This is a genomic window from Sphingobacteriales bacterium, from assembly GCA_016706405.1.
In the GTDB taxonomy this organism is placed as follows: Bacteria; Bacteroidota; Bacteroidia; order Chitinophagales; family UBA2359; genus BJ6.
The window spans coordinates 77,282-99,060 of the sequence record JADJJT010000003.1 but is presented as its reverse complement, the minus strand read 5'-3'; the positions used below and the strand labels follow the sequence as shown (position 1 = coordinate 99,060).

Here is a 21,779-nt window from a genome sequence, read left to right as displayed (position 1 = left end):
GGATTTATTAGGTTAGCTGCGCAACATTTCAATGTGTGGAATATTGCAATCTAAAAATACTTCGCTTACAGGCGCAAAACCCAAACTTTGGTAAAAAGGCAACAAATAAGTTTCGGCGGCAATATGTATGGGCTGCCTACCTAATTGGGTGTCAATAAATTTGATAACCTCCTCGACCAAAATACGCCCCCACCCGCGCCCTCTATACTGCGGATGCACACATACACGCCCAAACGAACAAGCAGCAAAAGTGCATCCGGGCGGTAAAATACGGCTGTAACCAACTAATTTTTCGTCAAAATAGGCCAATAAATGCCATGCCTTTTTGTCGTGGCCATCGGCATCAAGATAAGTCGAGTTTTGCTCTACTACAAATACAATTTGGCGCAATTGCAGGGCATCGTACAGCTCATTTAAATCAAGTGCCGAAAAATGTTTAAGTTTTGTTTCTAACACGAAGCAAATAAAATTAATTAAAAAATCTATTCTTAAAATGTGGCAGTTACTACAAAAGGAAAACGCTGAGAGAATTTATTAATTCCGGAGGATAAAACAGCATAATAGTATCCGAGAGGCAAACTCTTCTTAAAATGTAGGCTATTGTTTTTTTGGAGGTAAATTTTCGATTGCGCCATCAAACATCCGGATGTATTAAATACCTGTACCACAACAGGATCGTTTAAATAATCCGGATTAAGGTTGGTGCATTGCCAATTCAAAACGTCTGCATAAAAATTAGCTTGAATTTTAACGCTTTTGGTAGTTGAAAAATTAGGTTTAAGTCCGGTATTTAATTGGTTTAGTTGGCAAATTACCGTTTTGGCATCGGTCAAATCGTAAAAATCGAGGGCAACAAAATTAGGAAATTTACCCGTTTGCAACCAACATTCATTGATACGGTTAGCTAAAAAAACAGTTTCGTTGGCAAGCAATGCCGAGTCGGGCATTCCAATCCCCGAAATTGCATCGGTAACAAAATGGTTAATCAAAAACAAATCGTTTTGCGGTTCACCTCGGTTAAAACTGCAATCAAACTCGTTTAATTGATGAATACTAAAAGGCGTTTCAACAACAAAATTCCATTCGTGCAGCAAAACGGGCACCTTAGGGTCGGCTTCGCCTTCAATAAAAACAACAAGTCGGGTATTTGCCGCCACCATATCGGCAATAAAAGGCCATTTTTGCCCATCCGGAGGAATATATATATATTTAAGCAGGTCGGCCTCAAATAAAGCCGCTTCAATTTGTTTTGGCGAGGCGTAGTTTTCAAGATGCAAAGTTAAAATTGCCACCGGATTTTCTATTAAAAAACCGCGCAAAGTTGTTAAGATGGGTACAAACTTCTCGGCCCCAAAAAAAGATATGCCATGGTACAAAACCAAACCAGTATCAGTCGGGTACACATCGAGCATAAACGAGCGCACGCCGTTAGCCAATTGCGTAGCAATGTCGTTGTTTTGGTTGGGCAGTTTAAAAGCTGGGGCATAATTGTAGGCATTGTGCGTGGTGAGCCAACACACATCGGTAAAGCGCTTGTTTAAAACTGTCGAGTCGGAATTGTCGGGGCAATTTGCTGAGATTTTAAGTACAGTAAATGCAAGAAAAAATCCGGAAAACAAGATATATTGGAGTAAATATCTAGCAAAAGGGTGCATGATAAAAAAATAATATTTAAAATTTGCAGGCACTAAGGTAGTTATTTTTAAACAAAACCCATTCGCTATAAAGCAAATCAAGGCCAAAATAAATTTTGCAGATGCTTAATTTTATTGTATTTTTACGGCCATAATCCGGATGTTTTTTAAGGCAAATTCCAATTTTGCAACTAAAAACATATTACCATCAATAAATAATGTATTACACGATGAAAACACTTAGTTTCGACCAGCAATTTCAGGCAAAGATTGATGCGGAGACAAAAATAGAACCCAAAGATTGGATGCCGGATGCTTACCGCAAAACATTAATCCGGCAAATTGCCCAACACGCCCACAGCGAGGTCGTTGGAATGCTGCCCGAAGGTAACTGGATTACCCGCGCCCCATCGTTGCGCCGAAAAGTTGCCCTTTTAGCCAAAATACAAGATGAAGCAGGGCATGGACTATATTTGTACAGTGCTGCCGAAACCTTAGGTATTGACCGCGACACATTAATAGATGAACTGCACGAAGGAAAAGCCAAATATTCGAGTATTTTTAACTACCCCACCCTAACATGGGCCGATATTGGCGCTATCGGCTGGTTGGTTGACGGTGCCGCCATTATGAACCAGGTAATGTTGTGCCGCACCTCGTATGGGCCATATGCCCGCGGTATGGTTCGGATTTGCAAAGAAGAAAGTTTTCATCAACGGCAAGGCTACGAAATTTTATTAACACTTTGCCAAGGAACACCACAACAAAAAGCTATGGCGCAAGATGCCTTAAACCGTTGGTGGTGGCCATCGTTAATGATGTTTGGCCCCCGCGATGCCGACTCGCCCCACAGCCAACAATCTATGGCCTGGCGCATTAAACGCCTAAGCAACGACGAACTTCGGCAGCGATTTGTAAACAATACCGTTCCGCAAGCCGAGTATTTGGGTATAACCGTCCCCGACCCTGACCTTAAATGGGATGAAACCACCCAAAACTACCATTTCGGAGAAATAAACTGGGACGAGTTTTATGCCGTAGTAGCCGGCAATGGCCCTTGTAACAAACAGCGTATAGCCGCCCGCTTAGCCGCCCACCAAAACGGTGCCTGGGTACGCGAAGCCGCTTTAGCCTACGCGCAAAAACAAGCCGCCAAAAAACAAGAAGCGGCAGCCTAAAATTAATACACCAGTAAATTATGGATGCCGAGCAACCACAAGGACTACCCCCCTACCCTACCCTTGCCAACAACTTAACACCCAACACCGACAATAATTTCGACAGCATCAATAATAATAACGACGTAGAAGAAGAAAATCTTAAAGATGCCGGCGGACTTGGCTGCTTGGGCTGCTTTTTGGGTGCTGTAATTTTTGCGGCGGTAGCGGCAGTTTTTTTTATTTTAATTTACTATTTTAGCCTTTTTGCCGGCATATTTATGATGGGTTTTGGCGAATAGGCCAACTTAAAAACAAGAAATCTTACCGTTTAAAATCCTATTTTTTTTATAATATCCGGAAAAATGTTTACAAAAACAAAGTTTTACCTACCAAACGTTTGGTAAAATAAAAAACTTGCCTTAACTTTGTTCCATCTTTATTACATCATCTTTTAGCTTCAATTTTGAATCAAACAACCACCATGATAACAACAGAAACAACCCAAAATGTGTCGCCCGGAGGTGCGTTTTTAATTAGCGAAACCACCACCGACAGGATTTTTACACCGGAAGAACTGACTGACGAGCAACATTTATTTGCCGAATCAACCCGTGAGTTTGCCGAACAGTATATTTATCCAAATTTAGACCGGATTGACGAGCACGAGGCCGGACTTGTCGAATCGTTGTTAGATAAAACTGCCGAAATTGGTTTATTAGGTGCTGCGGTTCCCGAAGCCTACGGCGGTTTAGGCGTTGATATTAAAACCGAAACGGCTTACACTGAAATTATTGGCTCGACCCATGCCTTTAGCGTTTCGTTTTTGGCACATACAGGCATTGGCACTTTGCCTATTTTATACTTTGGCACCGAAACGCAAAAACAAAAATACTTGCCTAAATTAGCATCGGGCGAGTTGAAAGCCGCCTACTGCCTGACCGAACCCGGCTCGGGAAGCGATGCTTTAGCCGCTCGCACTAAAGCCACTTTAAGCGCAGACGGCACCTACTACCTGCTTGAAGGCCAAAAAATGTGGATAACCAACGCCGGCTTTGCCGATATTTTAACCGTATTTGCGCAAATTGATGGCGACAAATTTACCGGATTTATTGTAGATGCCCACTCCCCAAATATACGACTTGGCAATGAAGAGCATAAAATGGGCATCAAAGGTTCGTCAACAAGGCAAGTGTTTTTTGAAGGTGTAAAAGTTCCGGTTGAAAATGTATTAGGAGAAATTGGTCAGGGCCATAAAATAGCATTTAACGTGCTAAACATAGGCCGGTATAAATTAGCCATAGCCGTTACCGGAGGCGCAAAAGCCAGCATAACCAAGGCAGTACAATACGCCAACGAGCGCGAACAATTTGACAAACCCATTGCTAAGTTTGGCGCCATTAGACATAAAATAGCCGAAATGGCAGTGCGTACCTTTGCCCTCGAATCGGCTAATTACCGCACCGCTGGCTTACTCTACGATTTTATTGAGCATGAAGCAAAAAAAGGCACTAATCCCACCGAAGCTAAACTACATGCCGCCGAAGAATATGCCATTGAATGCGCTTTGTTAAAAGTTTTTGGCTCGGAGGTTTTAGACTATTGCGTGGACGAGTTGGTACAGGTGCTTGGCGGCAACGGTTTTTCGGAAGAATACCCCGCCGCGCGCGCCTACCGCGACTCGCGTATTAACCGCATTTTTGAAGGCACCAACGAAATAAACAGACTGCTAACAATAGATATGTACCTAAAACGAGCGATGCGCGGCAGTATTGATTTGTTTACGCCCGGAATGGCAATACAAAAAGAATTAATGTCGGTTCCGGAATTTGGAGATGATGGCGATGCCTCGTTTATCTTAGCTGCCGAAAAAAAAGCTATCAAACAAGCTAAGAAGGCAGCCCTAATGGTGGCAGGCTCGGCAGCTCAAAAATATTTGCAACGCCTTGCAACTGAACAAGAAATTATGATGTCGGCAACCGATATGTTAATTGATATTTTTGCCGCCGAATCGGCACTGTTGCGCGTTGAGAAAATGATAGGCATTAAAGGCGAAACAGCTTGCGCCACCTATATTGATGTAGTAAAAGTGTTTGTATCGGACGCAATGGAACGAATACATTTAAACGGCAAACACGCTCTATTGCGATTTGCCGAAGGAGACGAGCAGCGTGTAATGCTTATGGGCTTAAAACGGTTTACTAAACTACCCGCCTTCGATACTATTTCGGCGCGGAGGCGTATTGCCGATGTGCTGATTGAAGCCAACAGGTATTGTTTATAGCAATTTAGCAAGACAAATAGCTAACTAAATCCGGAAATTTGTAGTTTTAACCCTGCAAGTTTCCGGATTTTTATTTGGTTTAATCGTATTTCCCGACTATTTTTTAACAATAATTTACTATCTGAGGAACTTAATATGTATATTTGTGCGTTAAGAAATTTATGAAAATATAAGGCTCGTAAAATATTTGTTTTAATTTCAGCCTTGAAAAGTCATTAGCGATTATATTAAAGATCGAAAAGCAAACCAAAATGTCAGAAATAAGAATAAACTCTATCCAGGTTAAAAACTACCGTTCTTTTGGCGAAGAACAAGAGTTTACTTTTCCAAACAAGGGCTATGAAAAACCGATTGCGATAGTTGGTTACAATAACTCTGGAAAGACAAATCTGATGAGTTGTATTTTATTTGGAGTCGGTAATAGGTTCATTCAAACAAACACATTTGAAAGGAATGACCTACATAATTTAAACCACGCCAATCATATCAGTATACGAATTGAATTACAAGGTTCTGATTTTAATTGCCCTCAATATTGGGACAGAGCCAGTAGGACAAATAGAACAACAAAGAGTATAACAGGAACTTATGACATTTCCACTGAAACAGATGATAGCGAACTAAAATCGGTAATGCAACCTTCAATGTTTGGAATGAACAAACATTACAATATCTTCTACATCAATTTTCACAACATAAAAGATGAAATCAAAACTCAAAGAACAAGTTGGGGCAGTTTGACTTCATTTTTAGCCAAACACATCAAAAGCATTGTAGATACTGATACTTCAATGACAGACAAAAAAGAAGATTATGAAAATGAAGTAGAATTAGCGACAGAAAAAGTTCTTGAAAATTCTCAACTAAGTGCTTTTATAGACAAGATTAGAGAAAACTACTCTACCAATTTGCGAAATAATAGTTGTGAAGTGAAATTTGGTTTACCCGACTATGAAGATATTTTTCTACAAATGATTTTTAAGGTTGGCTTGAATGGCGACAACGCAAATTTAATCCCTATTGACCACTTTGGAGATGGCTATATCTCAATGTTTGTAATGGCTGTTATTCAGGCTATTGCAGAAAGCAATACAGATGATAGGTGTTTATTTCTATTTGAAGAACCTGAAAGTTTCTTGCACGAAAACCACCAAGAATATTTTTACAAGACAGTTTTATGCAATTTAGCAGAAAAGGGACATCAAGTAATTTATGCCACTCATTCGGATAGAATGGTTGATATTTTTGATACTAAAAGCATTATTCGGATAGAGTTTGACGAACAAAAAAAGCAAACTGTTATTAAGTATAATAATGTTGGCGAATTTTCACCTACAATGCCAACAAATATTAGGGGACAAGAAATTATATCATTTGCCAACTTCAATAGTTACATTAAGTCAGTAGAGCCAAATTTGAATAAGATTTTATTTAGTCGCAAAGTTGTATTAGTAGAAGGTCCGAATGATATTTTAGCCTATAAAATTGCTATAGAAAAGGAAGTTAAGAAAGTAAAAGGCGATAATAAGTATGCAGAAACCTACCTTAGTTTTCTAAATATTGCTTTTGTTGTGCATCACGGAAAAGCAACAGCGTATTTATTGATTGAGTTATGTAAGCACTTTGGATTAGACTATTTCGTAATTAACGATTGGGATTTTGACACTAATTTTATAGCCGATCTTTCTGTTTTTATAGATGAAAACACTTTAAAACAAAGTGATTTGTACCTGAAAGACGGTGAAAATGATAGAAGTTCAAATTCCAAAGGAATGATTACAACAAATTGGAAACTTCTGAAAAGTGCAGGAATTGACAAAATCCACTTCAATATTCCTAAACTTGAAGCAGTATTAGGCTATCAATTAGACGACAAAGACAGTTTAGGCATACTTAACACTGTTCAAAGATTGACGAGTTATCCTGAAACTTTTTTACCTACAAAGTTGAAGGAGTTTTTAGAATTGGACAAATTGACTAATCAAACAGAAAACATGGCTGAAACAGCGAATAGCGAAGTTGAAACAGATAAACTACCATTCTAAAAAAGGCAAATCATCCCACAATATTTCATGTAACAAAAATAAAGAAAAAGCTATACGACAAAAATCAAACAACGATCAGGAGAAAAAGTCCACCGCACAAAAGTAATATCTACCTTTGCCTCTAAACTATAAACCAACGCCCACAAGCAAAACCAAAAGAGTCACTTTTCCCCTCGCTTTGAAGAAAAAGTGTATCTTAAAAATCTAATTTTACGAACTGAATATTGAGCAATAAATGACAGCAGAACAACTAAAAGAACTGGAAGATAATTTGTGGAAAGCGGCTGATAAACTCCGTGCAGACAGCGGACTGAAAGCCAGTGAATATTCAACACCTATTTTGGGACTAATTTTTCTTCGCTTTGCTTCTATCCGCTACAACAAAGTGAAGGCGGAAATTAAAGCCGAACTGGAAGCACAGAAGAAAAGCCGTAACCAACTGAAAGAAGAAGAAATTGCCATTTTGAAATGTGGTTTTTATCTGCCACTCGAAGCGGAATATGACTATTTATTGAACCTTCCCGAGAAAACCGACATTGCCAAAGCCATTAAAAAGGCAATGGAACTGATTGAATATTACAAACCCGAACTAAAGGACAGTTTACCTAAAGACGAATACTTTAAACTCTACACCAAAGACGACCGCAGCTTGCCCAAAAGCTTGCTGAAAACATTTAAAGACATTCCCGAAGATGCCACAGGCGATGTGTTCGGTAAAGTGTATGAATACTTTTTAGGTGAATTTGCCCTTGCCGAAGGACAAGGCGGTGGCGCTTTTTACACGCCTACCAGTGTGGTAAAACTTATGGTGGAAGTGATTGAACCTTACAAAGGAACCATATACGACCCTGCCTGCGGCAGTGGTGGTATGTTTGTGCAGAGCAGCGAGTTTGTGGACAAACGCAGAAAAGAACTACACGATGACGATACCAAAGACCTGATGGTGTATGGCAGTGAGAAAGACAGTGAAACGGTAAAGCTTGCCCGAATGAACTTAGCCGTAAACGGACTGCGTGGACAAGTGGTGCAAGCCAATGCCTATTACGAAAATCCGTTTGACAGCTACAACAAGTTTGACTACGTGATGGCTAATCCGCCATTTAACGTGGATGATGTGAACTATGACCGTGTGAAAGACGACAAGCGGTTTAACGAATACGGCATACCGAAAAACAAAACCAAAGCCAACGCCAAAAAGCAGGCAGCCGTAAACAGTGTGCCCAATGCCAACTATTTATGGATAAACCTTTTTGCCACTTCGCTGAAAGATACAGGCAGAGCCGCTTTGGTAATGGCAAACAGTGCCAGCGATGCCCGAAACAGCGAAGCCGACATACGCCAAACCCTGATTAAAAGCGGGGTAATTGATTGCATGCTCACCCTACCCAAGAATATGTTTTACACGGTTACGCTGCCTGCGACCTTATGGTTTTTTGACAAAAACAAAAAGCAAAACAAAGGCAAAATCCTCTTTATAGATGCCCGAAATATTTTCAGGCAAGTAACCAGGGCATTGCGTGAGTTTACCGATGAACACATACAAAACATTGCCACCATTGTGCGGCTTTACCGTGGCGAAACCAAACGCCTGAAACAATTATTGGCTAAATACCAGCAGCAAGCCAACGATTTTGAAAAGCAAGCAAAAGAACAACAGCAGGAAGTAGAAAAAATAAAAAAGGCAAAACCCAAAGAAGAAAAGGAAATAAAGCGTTGGGAAAAGCAACTGGAAGAAGCCGAAAAAAAATGGAAAGCACTAACAGAAAAGCAAAACTATTACTTAGGACACATTAACTGGCTAAACGAACGCTTTCCCAATGGTGTGTATGAAGATGTAACGGGCTTGTGCAAAGCCGCTACGCTGAAAGAAATTGAAGAACAAGACTACTCCCTGAACCCGGGCAGATATGTAGGCGTGGTGATAGAAGAAGATGGACTAACCGAAGAAGAATTTTTAGCCGAAATGAAAGAAAGGCATATTTCCCTGAACGCATTAAACAGCAAGGCGAAAGAGCTGGAAGAATTGATAACCGATAATTTAAAATCCATAGCATAGCAATGGCAAATACATATACCCAAATTCATATTCAGTCAGTGTTTGCAGTGCAAAACCGGAATTGCGTTATTGGCAAAGCATGGAAGGAAGAATTGTATAAATACATAACGGGAATTATCCAGAACCACAATCACAAAGTGTTAGCAATAAACGGGATGCCCGACCATGTTCATATCTTATTTGGTTTCAGACCCACACAGTCGTTATCCGATTTAATGCAGGATATCAAGGGCGATTCTTCTAAATGGATAAACACAAAAGGTTTTTTAAGAAGCAAATTTTCATGGCAGGAAGGATATGGAGCTTTTTCATACAGCAAATCACATGTAAACAATGTGATTCGTTACATACAAAATCAGGAAGAACATCACCGGAAGAAAACATTTAATGAAGAATATCTCGATATGTTGCGAAAGTTTGAAATTGATTTTAATGAAGCCTATATTTTTAAACCAATTGATTATGCAGATTAAAATAGGTGCCGTTAGGCACAACATATCGGCAAAAAAAATCAATAGCGGTCTCGCATCATGTGCCGTTAGGCACAACATATCGGCAGATAAAAACGACACGAGTTTCGTTTTGTCCCGTACGGGACAAGATTATATTTCGTTTTGTTTTTTTACCCCTATCAAAGCCCTAACGGGCTTGGGCTACAAAGCAAAAGAGTTAGAAAAATTGATTAACCAAAATTTATTGGCTATAGAATGAAAGACTGGAAGCCATATAAATTAAACGAATTGGGAAAAGTTGGTCGTGGTAAATCCAAGCATAGACCAAGAAATGAGCCGTCATTGTTTGGCGGCAAATATCCGTTTATTCAAACAGGTGACGTAAAAAATGCAGAGTTTTATATTTCAAATTATAGTCAAACTTATAGTGAAAAAGGATTAGCTCAAAGTAAGCTATGGAAGAAAGGAACTCTTTGCATTACCATTGCAGCTAACATCGCAGAAACAGCAATTTTAAATATCGATGCTTGTTTTCCTGATAGTATAATTGGGTTTGTTGCTGATGATAAGAAATCCGATGTAAAATTCATCAAGTATCATTTTGATTTGTTGAAAATTCACCTTCAATCAATTTCACAAGGAACAACACAAGATAATCTTAGTCAAGAGAAGTTATTGAAGTTTGATTTTACAGTTCCTATTGATGTTAAACACCAACAACGCATAGCGTCCATTCTTTCGGCTTATGATGATTTGATAGAAGTAAACAACCAACGCATTAAACTATTGGAGCAAACCGCCCGTGAGCTTTACAAAGAATGGTTTGTAAGAATGCGTTTCCCCGGCTATAAACAGGCGAAGTTTAAGAAGGGAGTGCCGATATCAGAAGGTGAAGTAATTTACTTTAAGGATTTCATAAAACTTAATCGTGGATTTGACTTGCCTGAAGATAAAGTAGTAGAAGGTATTTATCCTGTTGTTGCATCGACTAGCATTAAAACGTATCACAATCAATTTAAAGTAAAAGCCCCAATTATTGTAACGGGACGTTCGGGTAGTTTAGGTAAGGTTCAATATGTAAATCAAGATGGTTGGCCACATAATACGGCATTATATGTTAAGGATTTTAAAGGTAATGAACCGCTTTATGTTTTTTATACGATGTTAGGAATGGACTTTGAGTCATTTAATTCAGGCGCAGGAGTTCCTACATTAAACCAAAACCACCTACATAAACTAAAACTTTGGGTGGCAGGAAAGTTATTACAAGAGAAGTTCAAGAAAATTGCTGAGCCGATGAACTTACAAATCGAAACCCTCCAACAACAAAACACCCAACTCCGCCAAATACGTGACCGATTATTACCACGCTTGATAAGCGGCAAACTTCAAGCAAAAGAAACAACCTACAAAAAAGCAGTAATAGCATAGCACAATGGCAATCATCACCGAAGACCAAATAGAAAAAGCAATTATCAGTGTGTTTGTAAACAACCTCGGTTACAGGCATCTGAATTGCTTTGATGTGGACACAACGGAACGGGATTGCGAAACTGATGTGATGATAAAGCCCTTGCTAAAACGCAAACTCAAAGAACTCAATCCGCAACTGAGCGAAGAAGTTATTGAAGAAGCGTTTAAAGAAATCTGCAATACCCGTTTTGATAAAAGCGATATACACGCCAACCGGGAGATTTACAGCTTGCTGAAAGATGGTGTGCAACTTACCATCAACAATGCCGATGGCAGAAAAGAACCTGTAAGTGTAAAAGTGATTGACTTTAAAGACGAGAGCAAAAACGATTACTTAGTTACTTCACAACTTTGGATAAAAGGCGATTTGCGGTTGCGCCCCGATTTAATTGTGTTTATCAACGGCTTGCCTTTGTTGTTCATTGAATTGAAAAACAGCAATGTGCCTGTCCGCAATGCCTATGACGACAACCTGACCCGATACAAGCAACAAATACCCTTGTTGTTTCGTTACAATGCCTTGTGTATGTTGAGCAACGGCATTGAAACCAAAATAGGCAGTTTCAATTCGGGCTATGAGTTTTTTTTCAACTGGCTGCGACACGAAAGTGAAAAACAGGCTCTCGACAAAAAGCGGATAAAAGATTACGGGGTGAGTTTAGATTATGCCGTATTGGGTTTGTGCGAAAAGAAACGCCTGTTGGATTACATAGAGAATTTCATTTTCTATTACAACGATACGGTAAAGATTGCTGCTAAGAACCATCAGTTTTTGGGCGTAAACAATGCCATTGAAAATTTTGGTTTGCGTTTGCAACACGATGCAGCAGGAACCGACAAAGAGAATAAAGGCAAGCTCGGTGTTTTCTGGCATACACAAGGCAGCGGTAAGAGTTTCAGTATGATTTTCTTTACCCGTAAAATCTTTCGTCAATTCACAGGTAATTACACGTTTTTAATTGTTACCGACCGTGAAGATTTAGACGGGCAGATTTACCGCAACTTTTTAGGGGCTGGGGCTTTCAGCAAAGACACCAAGTGTCAGCCAAGCAACAGCGAAGATTTGCGGAATATGCTGCAAACCAACACCCGATACATTTTTACCCTCATTCAAAAATTCCGCTACGACAAAGGCAAACAATATCCTTTGTTATCCGACCGCAACGACATTATTGTAATTGTTGACGAAGCACACCGCACCCAATACAAAGATTTGGCGGAGAATATGCGGACAGGTTTGCCCAATGCCCAATACATCGCATTTACAGGCACACCGCTTTTGGGTAGCCGTGAATTGACAAAAAACTGGTTTGGCGATATCGTTTCGGAATACAACTTCAAACAAAGTATTGAAGACGAAGCTACTGTTCCGCTTTTCTATCACAAGCGAGTGCCGCAGGTGCTTTTGCAAAATGATGATATTGATGATGATTTGGCTGAAATCGTTTCAGACGAAAACCTTTCAGCCGAAAATCAAGACAAGCTGGAAAGAGAGTTTGCACAGGAAATGAGTGTGCTGAAACGGGACAGCCGTTTGGAAATAATAGCCAAAGACATTGCGTATCATTTTCCGCGCAGGGGCTATTTGGGTAAAGGAATGGTAATTACCATTGACAAGTTCACAGCCGTGAAAATGTATGACAAAGTAAAACGCCTGTGGGAAGAAGAAAAGAGGGAACTGCAAAAGCAAATCAACGAAGCTAAAGACAAAGACGAAAAAGCCGAACTGAAACGCATTTTGGAATGGATGCGAAAAACCGATATGGCAGTGATTGTAAGTGAAGAAGCAGGCGAAGAAGAAAAGTTTGAAAAAGAAGGTTTAGACATACGACCGCACCGCAAGCGACTGAAATCGGTTGACGAGAACGGTCGGGAAATGGAAGACAAATTCAAAAATCCGAAAGACCCGCTTGCTTTGGTTTTTGTGTGCAGTATGTGGCTTACAGGATTTGATGCTCCTACGGTTTCTACTTTGTATTTGGACAAACCAATGAAAGACCATACCCTGATGCAAACTATTGCAAGGGCAAACCGTGTAACCGACTTTGCTATCAATGAGAAGGCAAAGAAAAACGGTTTGGTAGTGGATTATTACAACGTATTCCGTAATCTGAAAAAGGCGTTTGCTTCGTATGGTGGTGGTAGCATTGGCACAGGAGAAGACCAAGACGAAAATTCACCGGCAAGAGATATTGAACAACTTTTTGTTTTGCTGAAAGATGCCATCGCAGAATGTGATGAGTATTGTAAAACCATCAAAGTTGATTTACACCAAATAAGACAATCCAAAGAGACATTCAGCAAACTGAGTTTGTTTGAAGAATATGCCGACATCATTCTGGCAAACGATGAGCAGAAAAAACAATTCATTGTTTACGACAACACCATTGATGCACTTTATGAAGCCTGCAAACCTGAAATTGTAGGACGAAGAAATGAATTTTCATTGGCTGCAATCATTCACTATTTACGTCAGGTAATTGACGGTAAAGTTGACAGAGGAAATTTAGACAATGCCAAGCGCAGAATAAGCCAACTGCTTGACGAAAGCATCATTGCTCAGGAAGAAAAGGAAATAACAGAAGACGCCAAAGATTTAGCCGAAAAACGGGAATACTTCATCAAAGCGTGGAAACAAATTGACCTGAGCAAATTAGACCTTGACAAACTGAAAGAAGAATATAAACAAGCTCCTTATAAAAATATTGAAATTGCTGACTTGCGGGCTTTTATACAAGACAAATTGCAAATGATGATGGACAGAAACGTAACTCGCGGAAGCTTTGCCGAAAAATTGGAAGAAATCATTGACCGATATAATTCGGGCAACTCCACCAACGAGAATTACTTTGACGACCTGATAGCTTTTGTGGAGAAAATGAAAGAAGAAGAAATGCGAGCCACCCGTGAAGGACTGACCGAAGAAGAATTGGAACTGTTTGACTTGCTGAAAAAAGAAAAGCTCACCAAAGACGAAGAACAGAAAGTAAAACTTGCTGCCAAAAACCTACTGAAACGACTGAAAGACGAAAGACCCAAAGTTTTAATTAACGACTGGCACAAAGACACACAAACGAAACTACAGGTTCAAGCCGTAATCAATGAACTTTTAGACAAAGAACTACCTGTTTCCTACGACCGAGCTATCTACGCCACCAAATGCGATGCAGTGTTTGACCACTTTTACATTATGGCAACCAGTGGTAACCAAAGAGCATTTGCAGCATAATTATACTATTGAAAAAAACAAAATTAAAACAAAATACAATATGAAACAAATACAAAAATTAGTTTTGATGATTGTCGGAATGGCAATCTTTTTCGCTTGTAATACGAACCATTCAAAAGGTGAACTTAAACTAAATAATGGCGAAAAATGGAAAGTTAACGAGGAAATGAAACCCCATATTGAAAAGGGAAATGAAATTTTAAAAGAATTTATTTCAAAACAAGACCAAGACTACCGCAAATTAGCCGAAAGTCTTAAGGAACAAAATAATGCCTTAATTAAAAGTTGCACCATGAAAGGCGAAAGCCACGACGAACTGCATAAATGGCTCCACCCTCACATGGAACTGATTAAAAAATTATCAAACGTACGTGATAGTAAGGAAGCGGGAGGAATAATTTCTGAACTTGAAAAATCTTTTGAAACATACTATATATACTTCCAATAAAAGCGAGAAACAGTTATTTCCCTAAAGAGCTAATTACAAAATGCTTTCCGGAAATGCCGTCATTGAAGGCCTAAGCAAATTATCAAAAAAAAGCAAATGAAGTTTAAATTCGTATTGTTTACTTTATTTATTTATTCTGTTGCAAACGGGCAAAGCCTGACCAAAAAAGCATTATTTCTGGGCAATAGTTACACGTATGTAAATAATTTGCCCCAACTGATTGCAAATGCGGCAGCCTCGGCCGGCGATAGCTTAATATTTGACAACAACACACCCGGAGGTTATACCTTGCAAGGGCACACAACAAATGTAAGCTCGTTGGAAAAAATAAGCCTTGGCAATTGGGATTACGTTGTTTTGCAAGAACAAAGTCAGTTGCCTTCGTTTTCCGATCCGGAAGTTGAAGCCGCAGTATTCCCGTATGCCAAAAAATTAGACAGTATTATAAATGCCGAAAACCCATGTGCCGAAACAGTATTTTATATGACCTGGGGCAGAAAAAACGGCGATGCTGCTAATTGCGTAAATTGGCCTCCGGTATGTACTTACAATGGAATGGACAGTTTACTAAACAAAAGATACCGCATAATGGCCGATGATAATAACGGTATTTTATCTCCCGTAGGCGCTGTTTGGAAATATATCAGGCAAAACTATCCGCTAATTGAATTGTACCAAAGCGATGAAAGCCATCCGTCAATTGCCGGATCTTACGCTGCAGCTTGCTGTTTCTATACCGCCTTATTCAGGAAAGACCCTACGCTTATTACCTTCAATTCTACCCTGTCGGCAGCAGACGCGGCAAATATAAAAGATGCGGCCAAATTAGTAGTATTTGACAACTTAATGGAGTGGCATATTGGCGAATACGACCCCATGGCCAATTTTAGCTACGCTAATGCCGGAGGCAGCCAAATAGATTTTACTAACAATTCGGAGAATGCCAGCCAATATTTATGGGATTTTGACGATGGAACGACCTCAACAGCTACCAACCCAACACACAAGTTTTTAGCAGATGGCACCTACAACGTAAAACTTTTGGCAAGTAAATGCGGCGCGCAGGATTCTGTTATACAGCCTATAAACATTGCAACGCTTGGCACCCAAACTCAAAACAGCAATGCCAATTATTTTACCATTTATCCAAATCCGGCCACTAACGAGATTAATTTAAAAATAGAAAATCCGGCATTAATAGGTGCTGTTTATGTGGTTTATAATGTTTCCGGAAAGCCAGAAATGACGGGCACCATAAATGCTTTAAATCAAGTTATTAAAATGGATAATTTTTCGAATGGGCTGTATTTTTTACAAGTAGGAGAACATTTGAAAAAAACTTTTAAACTATTGAAACAATAGCGCCAGCAATCCGGAAACTAAAAAAGGTGGTTTGAACTATGGCAACTCTAAAAAATATCCGGAACTTAAAAATTTGCAGACAGACAAAAATATATCATACAACAAGAAATATATTTCAATTAATTATAAATATCAAAACATGACTCAACAGACCTACAAAAACTGCCAAAGCTGCGGAATGCCTTTAAAAAAGGACGCTCAAGGCGGCGGCACAGAAAAAGACGGCAGTAAAAGTGCAAAATTTTGTAGCTTTTGCTACGCAAACGGCGAATTTATTAGTGGAGACGTAACACTGAAAGAATTTTCCGAAATATCGAGAAAAGGCATGATTGACGGAGGACATAACAAATTTTTTGCCTGGCTTTTTTCGCGGCCTTTTATGATTGGCCACTTAGAGCGTTGGAAAAATAAAAACTAACTACTGCCCGAACTCTTGCCTTTTCAAAAAAATATAGAGGCGTTGCTATTATTCCAATTTATATTGTTTAAACCAGTTATACTGGGTTACCGCACCTTTTAAAAAATGATTTTCACCATTGGGGTACACCATTTATAAACGAGACGTTAAATTCGTACTCTCGGAACATTGATATATTTTATGGGCAAGGAAAACTTAAAATCAGAAATGGCATGAAAAGAAATAACGAAGTTTTGAACATTAAAACGCTTGAGATGTTTGAGCGGCTGATAAACCATGATACAACGCCGTATGATACGGAAATGATGGTAATGCCAGGTACGCTTGAAGACAAGCACAAAAATTGCGAAACAATTCCAGCACTAAGAAGGCAGTTTAACCTAATCTACTTGCTAATAGAAGGCGAACACGATGTAAAACTCGGCGCTGATCATTTGCAGTTGAACCCAAATGACCTCGTTATTATTCCTGAAAATACACTTTATGCAAGCGACCATATAAAAAACTGCAAGGGCTTTTGCATTCATTTTAAATCTGAATTTCTCAAACCGCAGCTTTCAATACCGCTTGCGGAAGAGTTTCCATATTTTCATTTTGATGCCCCACATATCCTCAACCTAAACAACCATGAAAGTGAGATGATACAAATTGCATTTAAAAACATCATAACTGAATACAATTATGCTTCGGTAGAAAAAAATTCGTTGCTTCGCAATCTTATCCTCATTTTACTATTAAAAGTCCGTGAAATATATCGAACGCGCGTAAAGGAATTAAAGAAAACTACAAGCCGACACGAACAAATAGCCAATGGTTTCAAATTACTGGTAGAGAAGTATTTTATTGAAATCCGGAGCGTGAATGATTATGCAAAAAAGTTAAACGTCTCAACTAAACATCTTTCAGAAGTCGTAAGTAAAACCTTCGGGCGTTCGCCCTTGCAAATTATTCACGACATTTTATTACTCGAAGCGAAAGGTCAATTATATTCAACTGAAAAGTCTGTTTCGGAAATTGCCTATGACCTCAAATTTGATGACCCCTCACATTTTGCCCATTTTATTAAAAGGCGGACTGGTTTATCGCCGCAAAAACTCAGAAAAAAACTCTGAATACTACATGTTTTGCCGAAAAATTTACAATTACGGCTAACAAATGACGTGCTATCTTTGCAAAACAAAAAAACAACAAAATATTAAAATGGAAAAAATCACAAACATCTCAAAACTATCCGAATTTAAAAACTTCGGACAACCCGATGAAATCCGCGAATTTCCGAAAGGGCGGCTTGAGTTAATAAAAATTGGCGGGGCTGTAATTGGTCGTGGCATATTTGAACCCGGATGGCGGTGGGCGACCTCCGTCCAACCAATTGCTAAGACTCACAGTTGCGAAGCCCCTCATTTTCAGTATCATGTATCGGGTATTTTGCACGTTGTAATGGACGACGGAACCGAGTTTGACTGTATGCCGGGTGATGTATCGCTATTGCCATCTGGACATGACGCTTGGACGGTGGGCAATGAGCCGGCCGTTGTTATTGATTTTCAAGGTATGATTGATTTTGCAAAACATCTATAACCAGTCTTTAGCGATATAAGCAAGAGTTGATGACCTACGACAACCAAAAATCTAAAATGGAAATAGGTCAACTTCTATGTAGCACCTCCCCTTAATTACTTGTAGGCCGAGGCCGAAGCCAATGCAAGTAGGCAAAATCCCAATTTCAAAAAATAAACTCTTCTTAAATTGTTTTGTTGGCAATTTTTGAGGAGTTTGTTTTTTAAGACTATTTTTTTTGGATTTTGCCCACCCAAAAAACAGGGCCTAAGTATTGATGATGCTGCTTGAGTGCCACTTGTCTATTCCGGAGAATACGGGCCTTAAACTGTTTTTTTTACTATCGTATTCCGGATAAATTATTGTAATTTCTTCGAGCCTTATCCGGCGTTAAAGAAATATATCTACCACAAAAATGGGAATATAGCTTTTCTGTATGGTGGGTAATTGGCAAATTGTTTGTGATACCATTGATGGTGCGCCACAGCCCTTGGAACTAAATTGGCAAATGTCCAAACAAAAAAGGCCAAACCCGGCAAACTCCAGGTCAGGAGGGCAAACCCCATCCATTCAATTACTTCGCCAAACAAATTAGGGCAACTGATATAACGAAACCAGCCGCCTTGAGGTATTTTATAGCCTAATTCTCCGGGTTTTCTTAGGTGAATCAGTACATTATCAGACTTCCAGTTGATTACAGTTCCGGCAATAAAAATAATCGCACCAATAATAAATTGTGGCGACATCATCCAATTTGTTGGGTAAACCTTAAAATAGGCCAAATAATAGCCAAACAGAAAACCATTAATGATATTAAAAAAAACGCCCATAAACATTATGAGTACCGGCATTTTTTTATACCCTGTTCGGATGCGCAGCGGAAATAAAAGGCTTCGGTTGAGGTAATGAAAAGTAATTAGCCCAACGATAATCCAGTTCACCAAAGATTGTTTGTTATGGCCTATACAAACAAAAAAGGCAAGCACCCCAATTAAGGTAATTTCCATTATAAACCACCCAAGTTTATTGTTGATAAGTGGCCCCCAGGTAGTTTTAGTATGGCGGCCATACGGGGCGGTAATAAACAACAGTAAAATGAAAATGGAAACCCCTAAGCCCATCCATAGCCACGTAAATAAATTATATTGTTCTAATGTGATGTGCATTATTTAGCGTTAATTTATTATCCGGAAACCGGCAAGGCAATTTTATAAACTGCATTTTGAGGGCAAACTTAGCAATTAATATCCGGATAAATAAATAATTGAATTATAATGGAACTATTTGTACAAGAACATCAGTTTTAAAAGATATATACTGTAATTTTGCTGGTGGTGATGCAAATGGGTTGAGTGTAGGAAATTAGCGCCAAATAGAGTAATTTTTTTTAAGCAGAAATTCCTAAAAGTGCGAAATGCTAAAACTATCTTAATAAATTTAAAAGCACATTATGAAAAAAATTACTACAATTGTATTTATCTTAGCAATTTTAGGCTGTAATCGAAATCCGCCTGAACCGACCGAACTTTATAATAAGTATCGCAATAGCGTTGTGCTAATTAAAATTTCTTACTACTTTAAATCCTTCTTTAACGGAAAAGAATTTTACTTTATCCTTGGTGGGGACAAAGGACAAATGTTTTTCAAAAATGAAAAAGAGGCAATTAAAAATGCCGATACTGCATATGGAACTGGTTTTATAATTTCAGACAGAGGCGAGATTGCAACAAATAGACATGTTGCTTACCCCTCTATTGATGACTTCTTACCTGGGGTAAGTCGAAGTGAGGCAAAGAATTTTGAATTAAAACGGATTTTTTTAGGCGTTGCTTATGACGACACCTATGTAACAGATTGGAGTGATTTTAAAGAATGTGTTGTAATCAAAAAAGCAAATGACAAAAATATAGATTTGGCAATTATACAATTAAAAGGTAAAAAAACACCTAAAGACATAGAAAACATTTTTTCCTTAAAAGAAATTGAATATTCAAAAAAAATAAACATTAATGACAATGTATATATGATTGGATTTAATCACGGAATTGCATTAGCAAATACAAATTACGGCATTCAATCTCAATTTACACATGGAACAGTTACTCAAGCTCCAGATAACGTAAAAATTTTATATTCAATTCCAACATTACCAGGCTCGAGTGGCAGCCCAGTCATGGATAAGTGGGGCCACTTGGTGGCTATTAATTTTGCGGGGATAGGGGAAGGCTTCAATTTTGGAATTCCTTCTTTAGCCCTTGCTAAACTGTACAATGATGATTCACAAAATGTTACTCCGGACGAAGTTACTCCGGACGAAGTTACTCCGGATGAGATTGCTCCGGACGAGGTTGCTCCGGACGAGGAAACTACAGACGAGGAAACTGCCTTTAAAGAAATCATCACAGGTTTTATTCAAGCGGAAGACGAGAGAGATTTTAATCAAATTTACTCCTACTTTTCGCCCAAAATTAGCAGATATTATGATATTAAAAATCCAGATCGTTCAAAATTAGAAAAGGCATACACTCGTTCATGGGAAAAATCTTTTGATTCATTTCATTTGATCAACTCAATTGAAAAAGTAAACAAACAAGCTTACGATTTAAAGACAACCTATAAATTTACTAAGAAAATAGACAAAACTGAACATGCCGTAGAAAGTTCTATCAGATTTATTTTTGACGCAAACGGAAAAATAATTGAAATATACAGAATTGATTAATAAAACTCAGTCATCCAGAGCCTAGCCTAAAAGCAAGCTAAAACTAATAAAATATCCGGAAAATATAAAGTCAAAAATCAATGAGTAAGAAAGAAAAAATTAACTTTGTGCCTATTATCAGAGATTTTTTAGAGGCTGAAGCAAGCAAAGATTTTGACCGAATTTTTTCCTTTTTCTCTGTCAAATTGAGTAGGTTCTACGAATCCTACAACCCCAATTATTCAGAATTAAGAAACACCTATAACCATTCGTGGGCGCATGTTTCAACTTCAATAAATCAAATCAAATCTATTGCTAAAATTACCGAATATACATACGATTTAAAAACAAACTCTAAACTTATTTACCATAAAAAAGGAACAGAGTTTACCGTAAACAGTACTACAAGATTTGTATTTGACGCAAACGGAAAAATAATTGAAATATACGGTATAGATTAAAAACCGCGCCACCACCTACCCCAAAAGCAACTTAAACTTACCTAAATATCCGGAAGAAAATATGATACCCAACCCACCCGATTATCCTTTCTTCGAAGAAATGAATTCAAGCAAGTCTTATCCTCAATACAGAGATGGGGCCGGCAATTTGCTGCCCAATGAGGACCTTGAACTTAGAGAAAAATTAATGCAAGATTTAGTAAAAAAGTTCTCCCGGAAATTGCTGTTCGAAGGTACTGTAAGATCCGGAACAGTAAGTTTTGTGCAGGAAGATAAAACGGCAAGTTTTCAATCTGAAATTGGCGGCGGCAAATGTATATTCTACATCATCATTCCAAACGAAAAAACATGGCTTGCTACAACAGGATTTGAAACCGAAGAAAGAGCCGAAATTTTACTGTTTATCGCCGAAAATACCTTGCGACAGCAAATATCAACGGCAGAGGCTTATTACAAAATAAGTGATGAGGAAATAGCTTTTTTTTATAAATAAAAATTA

At 38.6% G+C, this 21,779-nt stretch carries 20 protein-coding genes; 17 read left to right on the top strand and 3 right to left on the bottom strand.

The genetic code is table 11. The annotated features are described in order from the left end of the window. Positions 1-12: 12 nt before the first annotated feature. Together IPI59_12330 and IPI59_12325 are read right to left on the bottom strand one after the other, a co-directional pair. Complete coding sequence (locus IPI59_12330; protein MBK7528315.1) at positions 13-456, bottom strand: GNAT family N-acetyltransferase; 444 nt, start codon at positions 454-456, stop codon at positions 13-15. Between the two features lie 32 nt (positions 457-488). Further along, on the bottom strand, positions 489-1,655 hold the full coding sequence (locus IPI59_12325; GenBank protein ID MBK7528314.1) for a hypothetical protein: 1,167 nt from the start codon (positions 1,653-1,655) through the stop codon (positions 489-491). A gap of 197 nt (positions 1,656-1,852) precedes the next feature. Here IPI59_12325 and paaA point away from each other — a divergent pair, with 197 nt between their 5' ends. From paaA to IPI59_12255, 14 genes are all read left to right on the top strand, one after another. Beyond that, positions 1,853-2,812 carry a 1,2-phenylacetyl-CoA epoxidase subunit A gene (gene paaA, locus IPI59_12320; GenBank protein MBK7528313.1) on the top strand — a complete coding sequence of 320 codons (960 nt, stop codon included), beginning with the start codon at positions 1,853-1,855 and terminating at the stop codon, positions 2,810-2,812. 20 nt (positions 2,813-2,832) lie between these two features. Next, positions 2,833-3,093 (top strand): hypothetical protein, encoded by a 261-nt coding sequence (locus IPI59_12315; GenBank protein ID MBK7528312.1) that lies wholly within the window; start codon positions 2,833-2,835, stop codon positions 3,091-3,093. 182 nt (positions 3,094-3,275) lie between these two features. Continuing rightward, the gene (locus tag IPI59_12310) at positions 3,276-5,075 is read left to right on the top strand and encodes an acyl-CoA dehydrogenase family protein (GenBank protein MBK7528311.1); all 1,800 of its coding nucleotides are present in this window, start codon (positions 3,276-3,278) and stop codon (positions 5,073-5,075) included. Between the two features lie 251 nt (positions 5,076-5,326). Further along, entirely contained in the window at positions 5,327-7,120 is a 1,794-nt protein-coding gene (locus IPI59_12305) for an AAA family ATPase (GenBank protein ID MBK7528310.1), read from the top strand. Positions 7,121-7,355: 235 nt separating this feature from the next. Further along, positions 7,356-9,176, top strand: a complete 1,821-nt coding sequence (locus IPI59_12300; protein ID MBK7528309.1) for an N-6 DNA methylase — start codon at positions 7,356-7,358, stop codon at positions 9,174-9,176. Positions 9,177-9,178: 2 nt separating this feature from the next. Beyond that, positions 9,179-9,649 (top strand): IS200/IS605 family transposase, encoded by a 471-nt coding sequence (gene tnpA, locus IPI59_12295; protein ID MBK7528308.1) that lies wholly within the window; start codon positions 9,179-9,181, stop codon positions 9,647-9,649. After that, positions 9,639-9,887: a hypothetical protein gene (locus tag IPI59_12290; GenBank protein MBK7528307.1), complete on the top strand. Its 249-nt coding sequence runs from the start codon at positions 9,639-9,641 to the stop codon at positions 9,885-9,887. The genes tnpA and IPI59_12290 overlap by 11 nt, the downstream gene beginning before the upstream one ends. Then, positions 9,884-11,059: a restriction endonuclease subunit S gene (locus IPI59_12285; protein ID MBK7528306.1), complete on the top strand. Its 1,176-nt coding sequence runs from the start codon at positions 9,884-9,886 to the stop codon at positions 11,057-11,059. The genes IPI59_12290 and IPI59_12285 overlap by 4 nt, the downstream gene beginning before the upstream one ends. A gap of 4 nt (positions 11,060-11,063) precedes the next feature. Beyond that, complete coding sequence (locus IPI59_12280) at positions 11,064-14,330, top strand: type I restriction endonuclease subunit R (GenBank protein ID MBK7528305.1); 3,267 nt, start codon at positions 11,064-11,066, stop codon at positions 14,328-14,330. Between the two features lie 40 nt (positions 14,331-14,370). After that, a complete protein-coding gene (locus tag IPI59_12275; GenBank protein MBK7528304.1) occupies positions 14,371-14,778 on the top strand; it encodes a hypothetical protein in 408 nt (135 codons plus the stop codon). 96 nt (positions 14,779-14,874) lie between these two features. Further along, positions 14,875-16,140 (top strand): T9SS type A sorting domain-containing protein, encoded by a 1,266-nt coding sequence (locus IPI59_12270; protein ID MBK7528303.1) that lies wholly within the window; start codon positions 14,875-14,877, stop codon positions 16,138-16,140. 139 nt (positions 16,141-16,279) lie between these two features. After that, positions 16,280-16,558 (top strand): zinc ribbon domain-containing protein, encoded by a 279-nt coding sequence (locus IPI59_12265; protein MBK7528302.1) that lies wholly within the window; start codon positions 16,280-16,282, stop codon positions 16,556-16,558. A gap of 212 nt (positions 16,559-16,770) precedes the next feature. After that, entirely contained in the window at positions 16,771-17,670 is a 900-nt protein-coding gene (locus IPI59_12260; protein ID MBK7528301.1) for an AraC family transcriptional regulator, read from the top strand. A gap of 88 nt (positions 17,671-17,758) precedes the next feature. Continuing rightward, positions 17,759-18,139, top strand: coding sequence for a cupin domain-containing protein (locus IPI59_12255; GenBank protein ID MBK7528300.1), 381 nt, complete (start codon positions 17,759-17,761; stop codon positions 18,137-18,139). Between the two features lie 383 nt (positions 18,140-18,522). On the opposite strand, the gene IPI59_12250 is transcribed toward IPI59_12255, so the two are convergent. After that, the gene (locus IPI59_12250) at positions 18,523-19,284 is read right to left on the bottom strand and encodes a DUF1295 domain-containing protein (GenBank protein MBK7528299.1); all 762 of its coding nucleotides are present in this window, start codon (positions 19,282-19,284) and stop codon (positions 18,523-18,525) included. Positions 19,285-19,568: 284 nt separating this feature from the next. Here IPI59_12250 and IPI59_12245 point away from each other — a divergent pair, with 284 nt between their 5' ends. The 3 genes from IPI59_12245 to IPI59_12235 all read left to right on the top strand — a co-directional run bounded on the left by IPI59_12245 (position 19,569) and on the right by IPI59_12235 (position 21,773). After that, the gene (locus tag IPI59_12245; GenBank protein MBK7528298.1) at positions 19,569-20,840 is read left to right on the top strand and encodes a trypsin-like peptidase domain-containing protein; all 1,272 of its coding nucleotides are present in this window, start codon (positions 19,569-19,571) and stop codon (positions 20,838-20,840) included. An 80-nt stretch (positions 20,841-20,920) separates the two neighbouring features. Further along, positions 20,921-21,280 (top strand): hypothetical protein, encoded by a 360-nt coding sequence (locus IPI59_12240; protein MBK7528297.1) that lies wholly within the window; start codon positions 20,921-20,923, stop codon positions 21,278-21,280. A gap of 61 nt (positions 21,281-21,341) precedes the next feature. After that, entirely contained in the window at positions 21,342-21,773 is a 432-nt protein-coding gene (locus IPI59_12235) for a hypothetical protein (protein MBK7528296.1), read from the top strand. Positions 21,774-21,779: the final 6 nt, after the last annotated feature.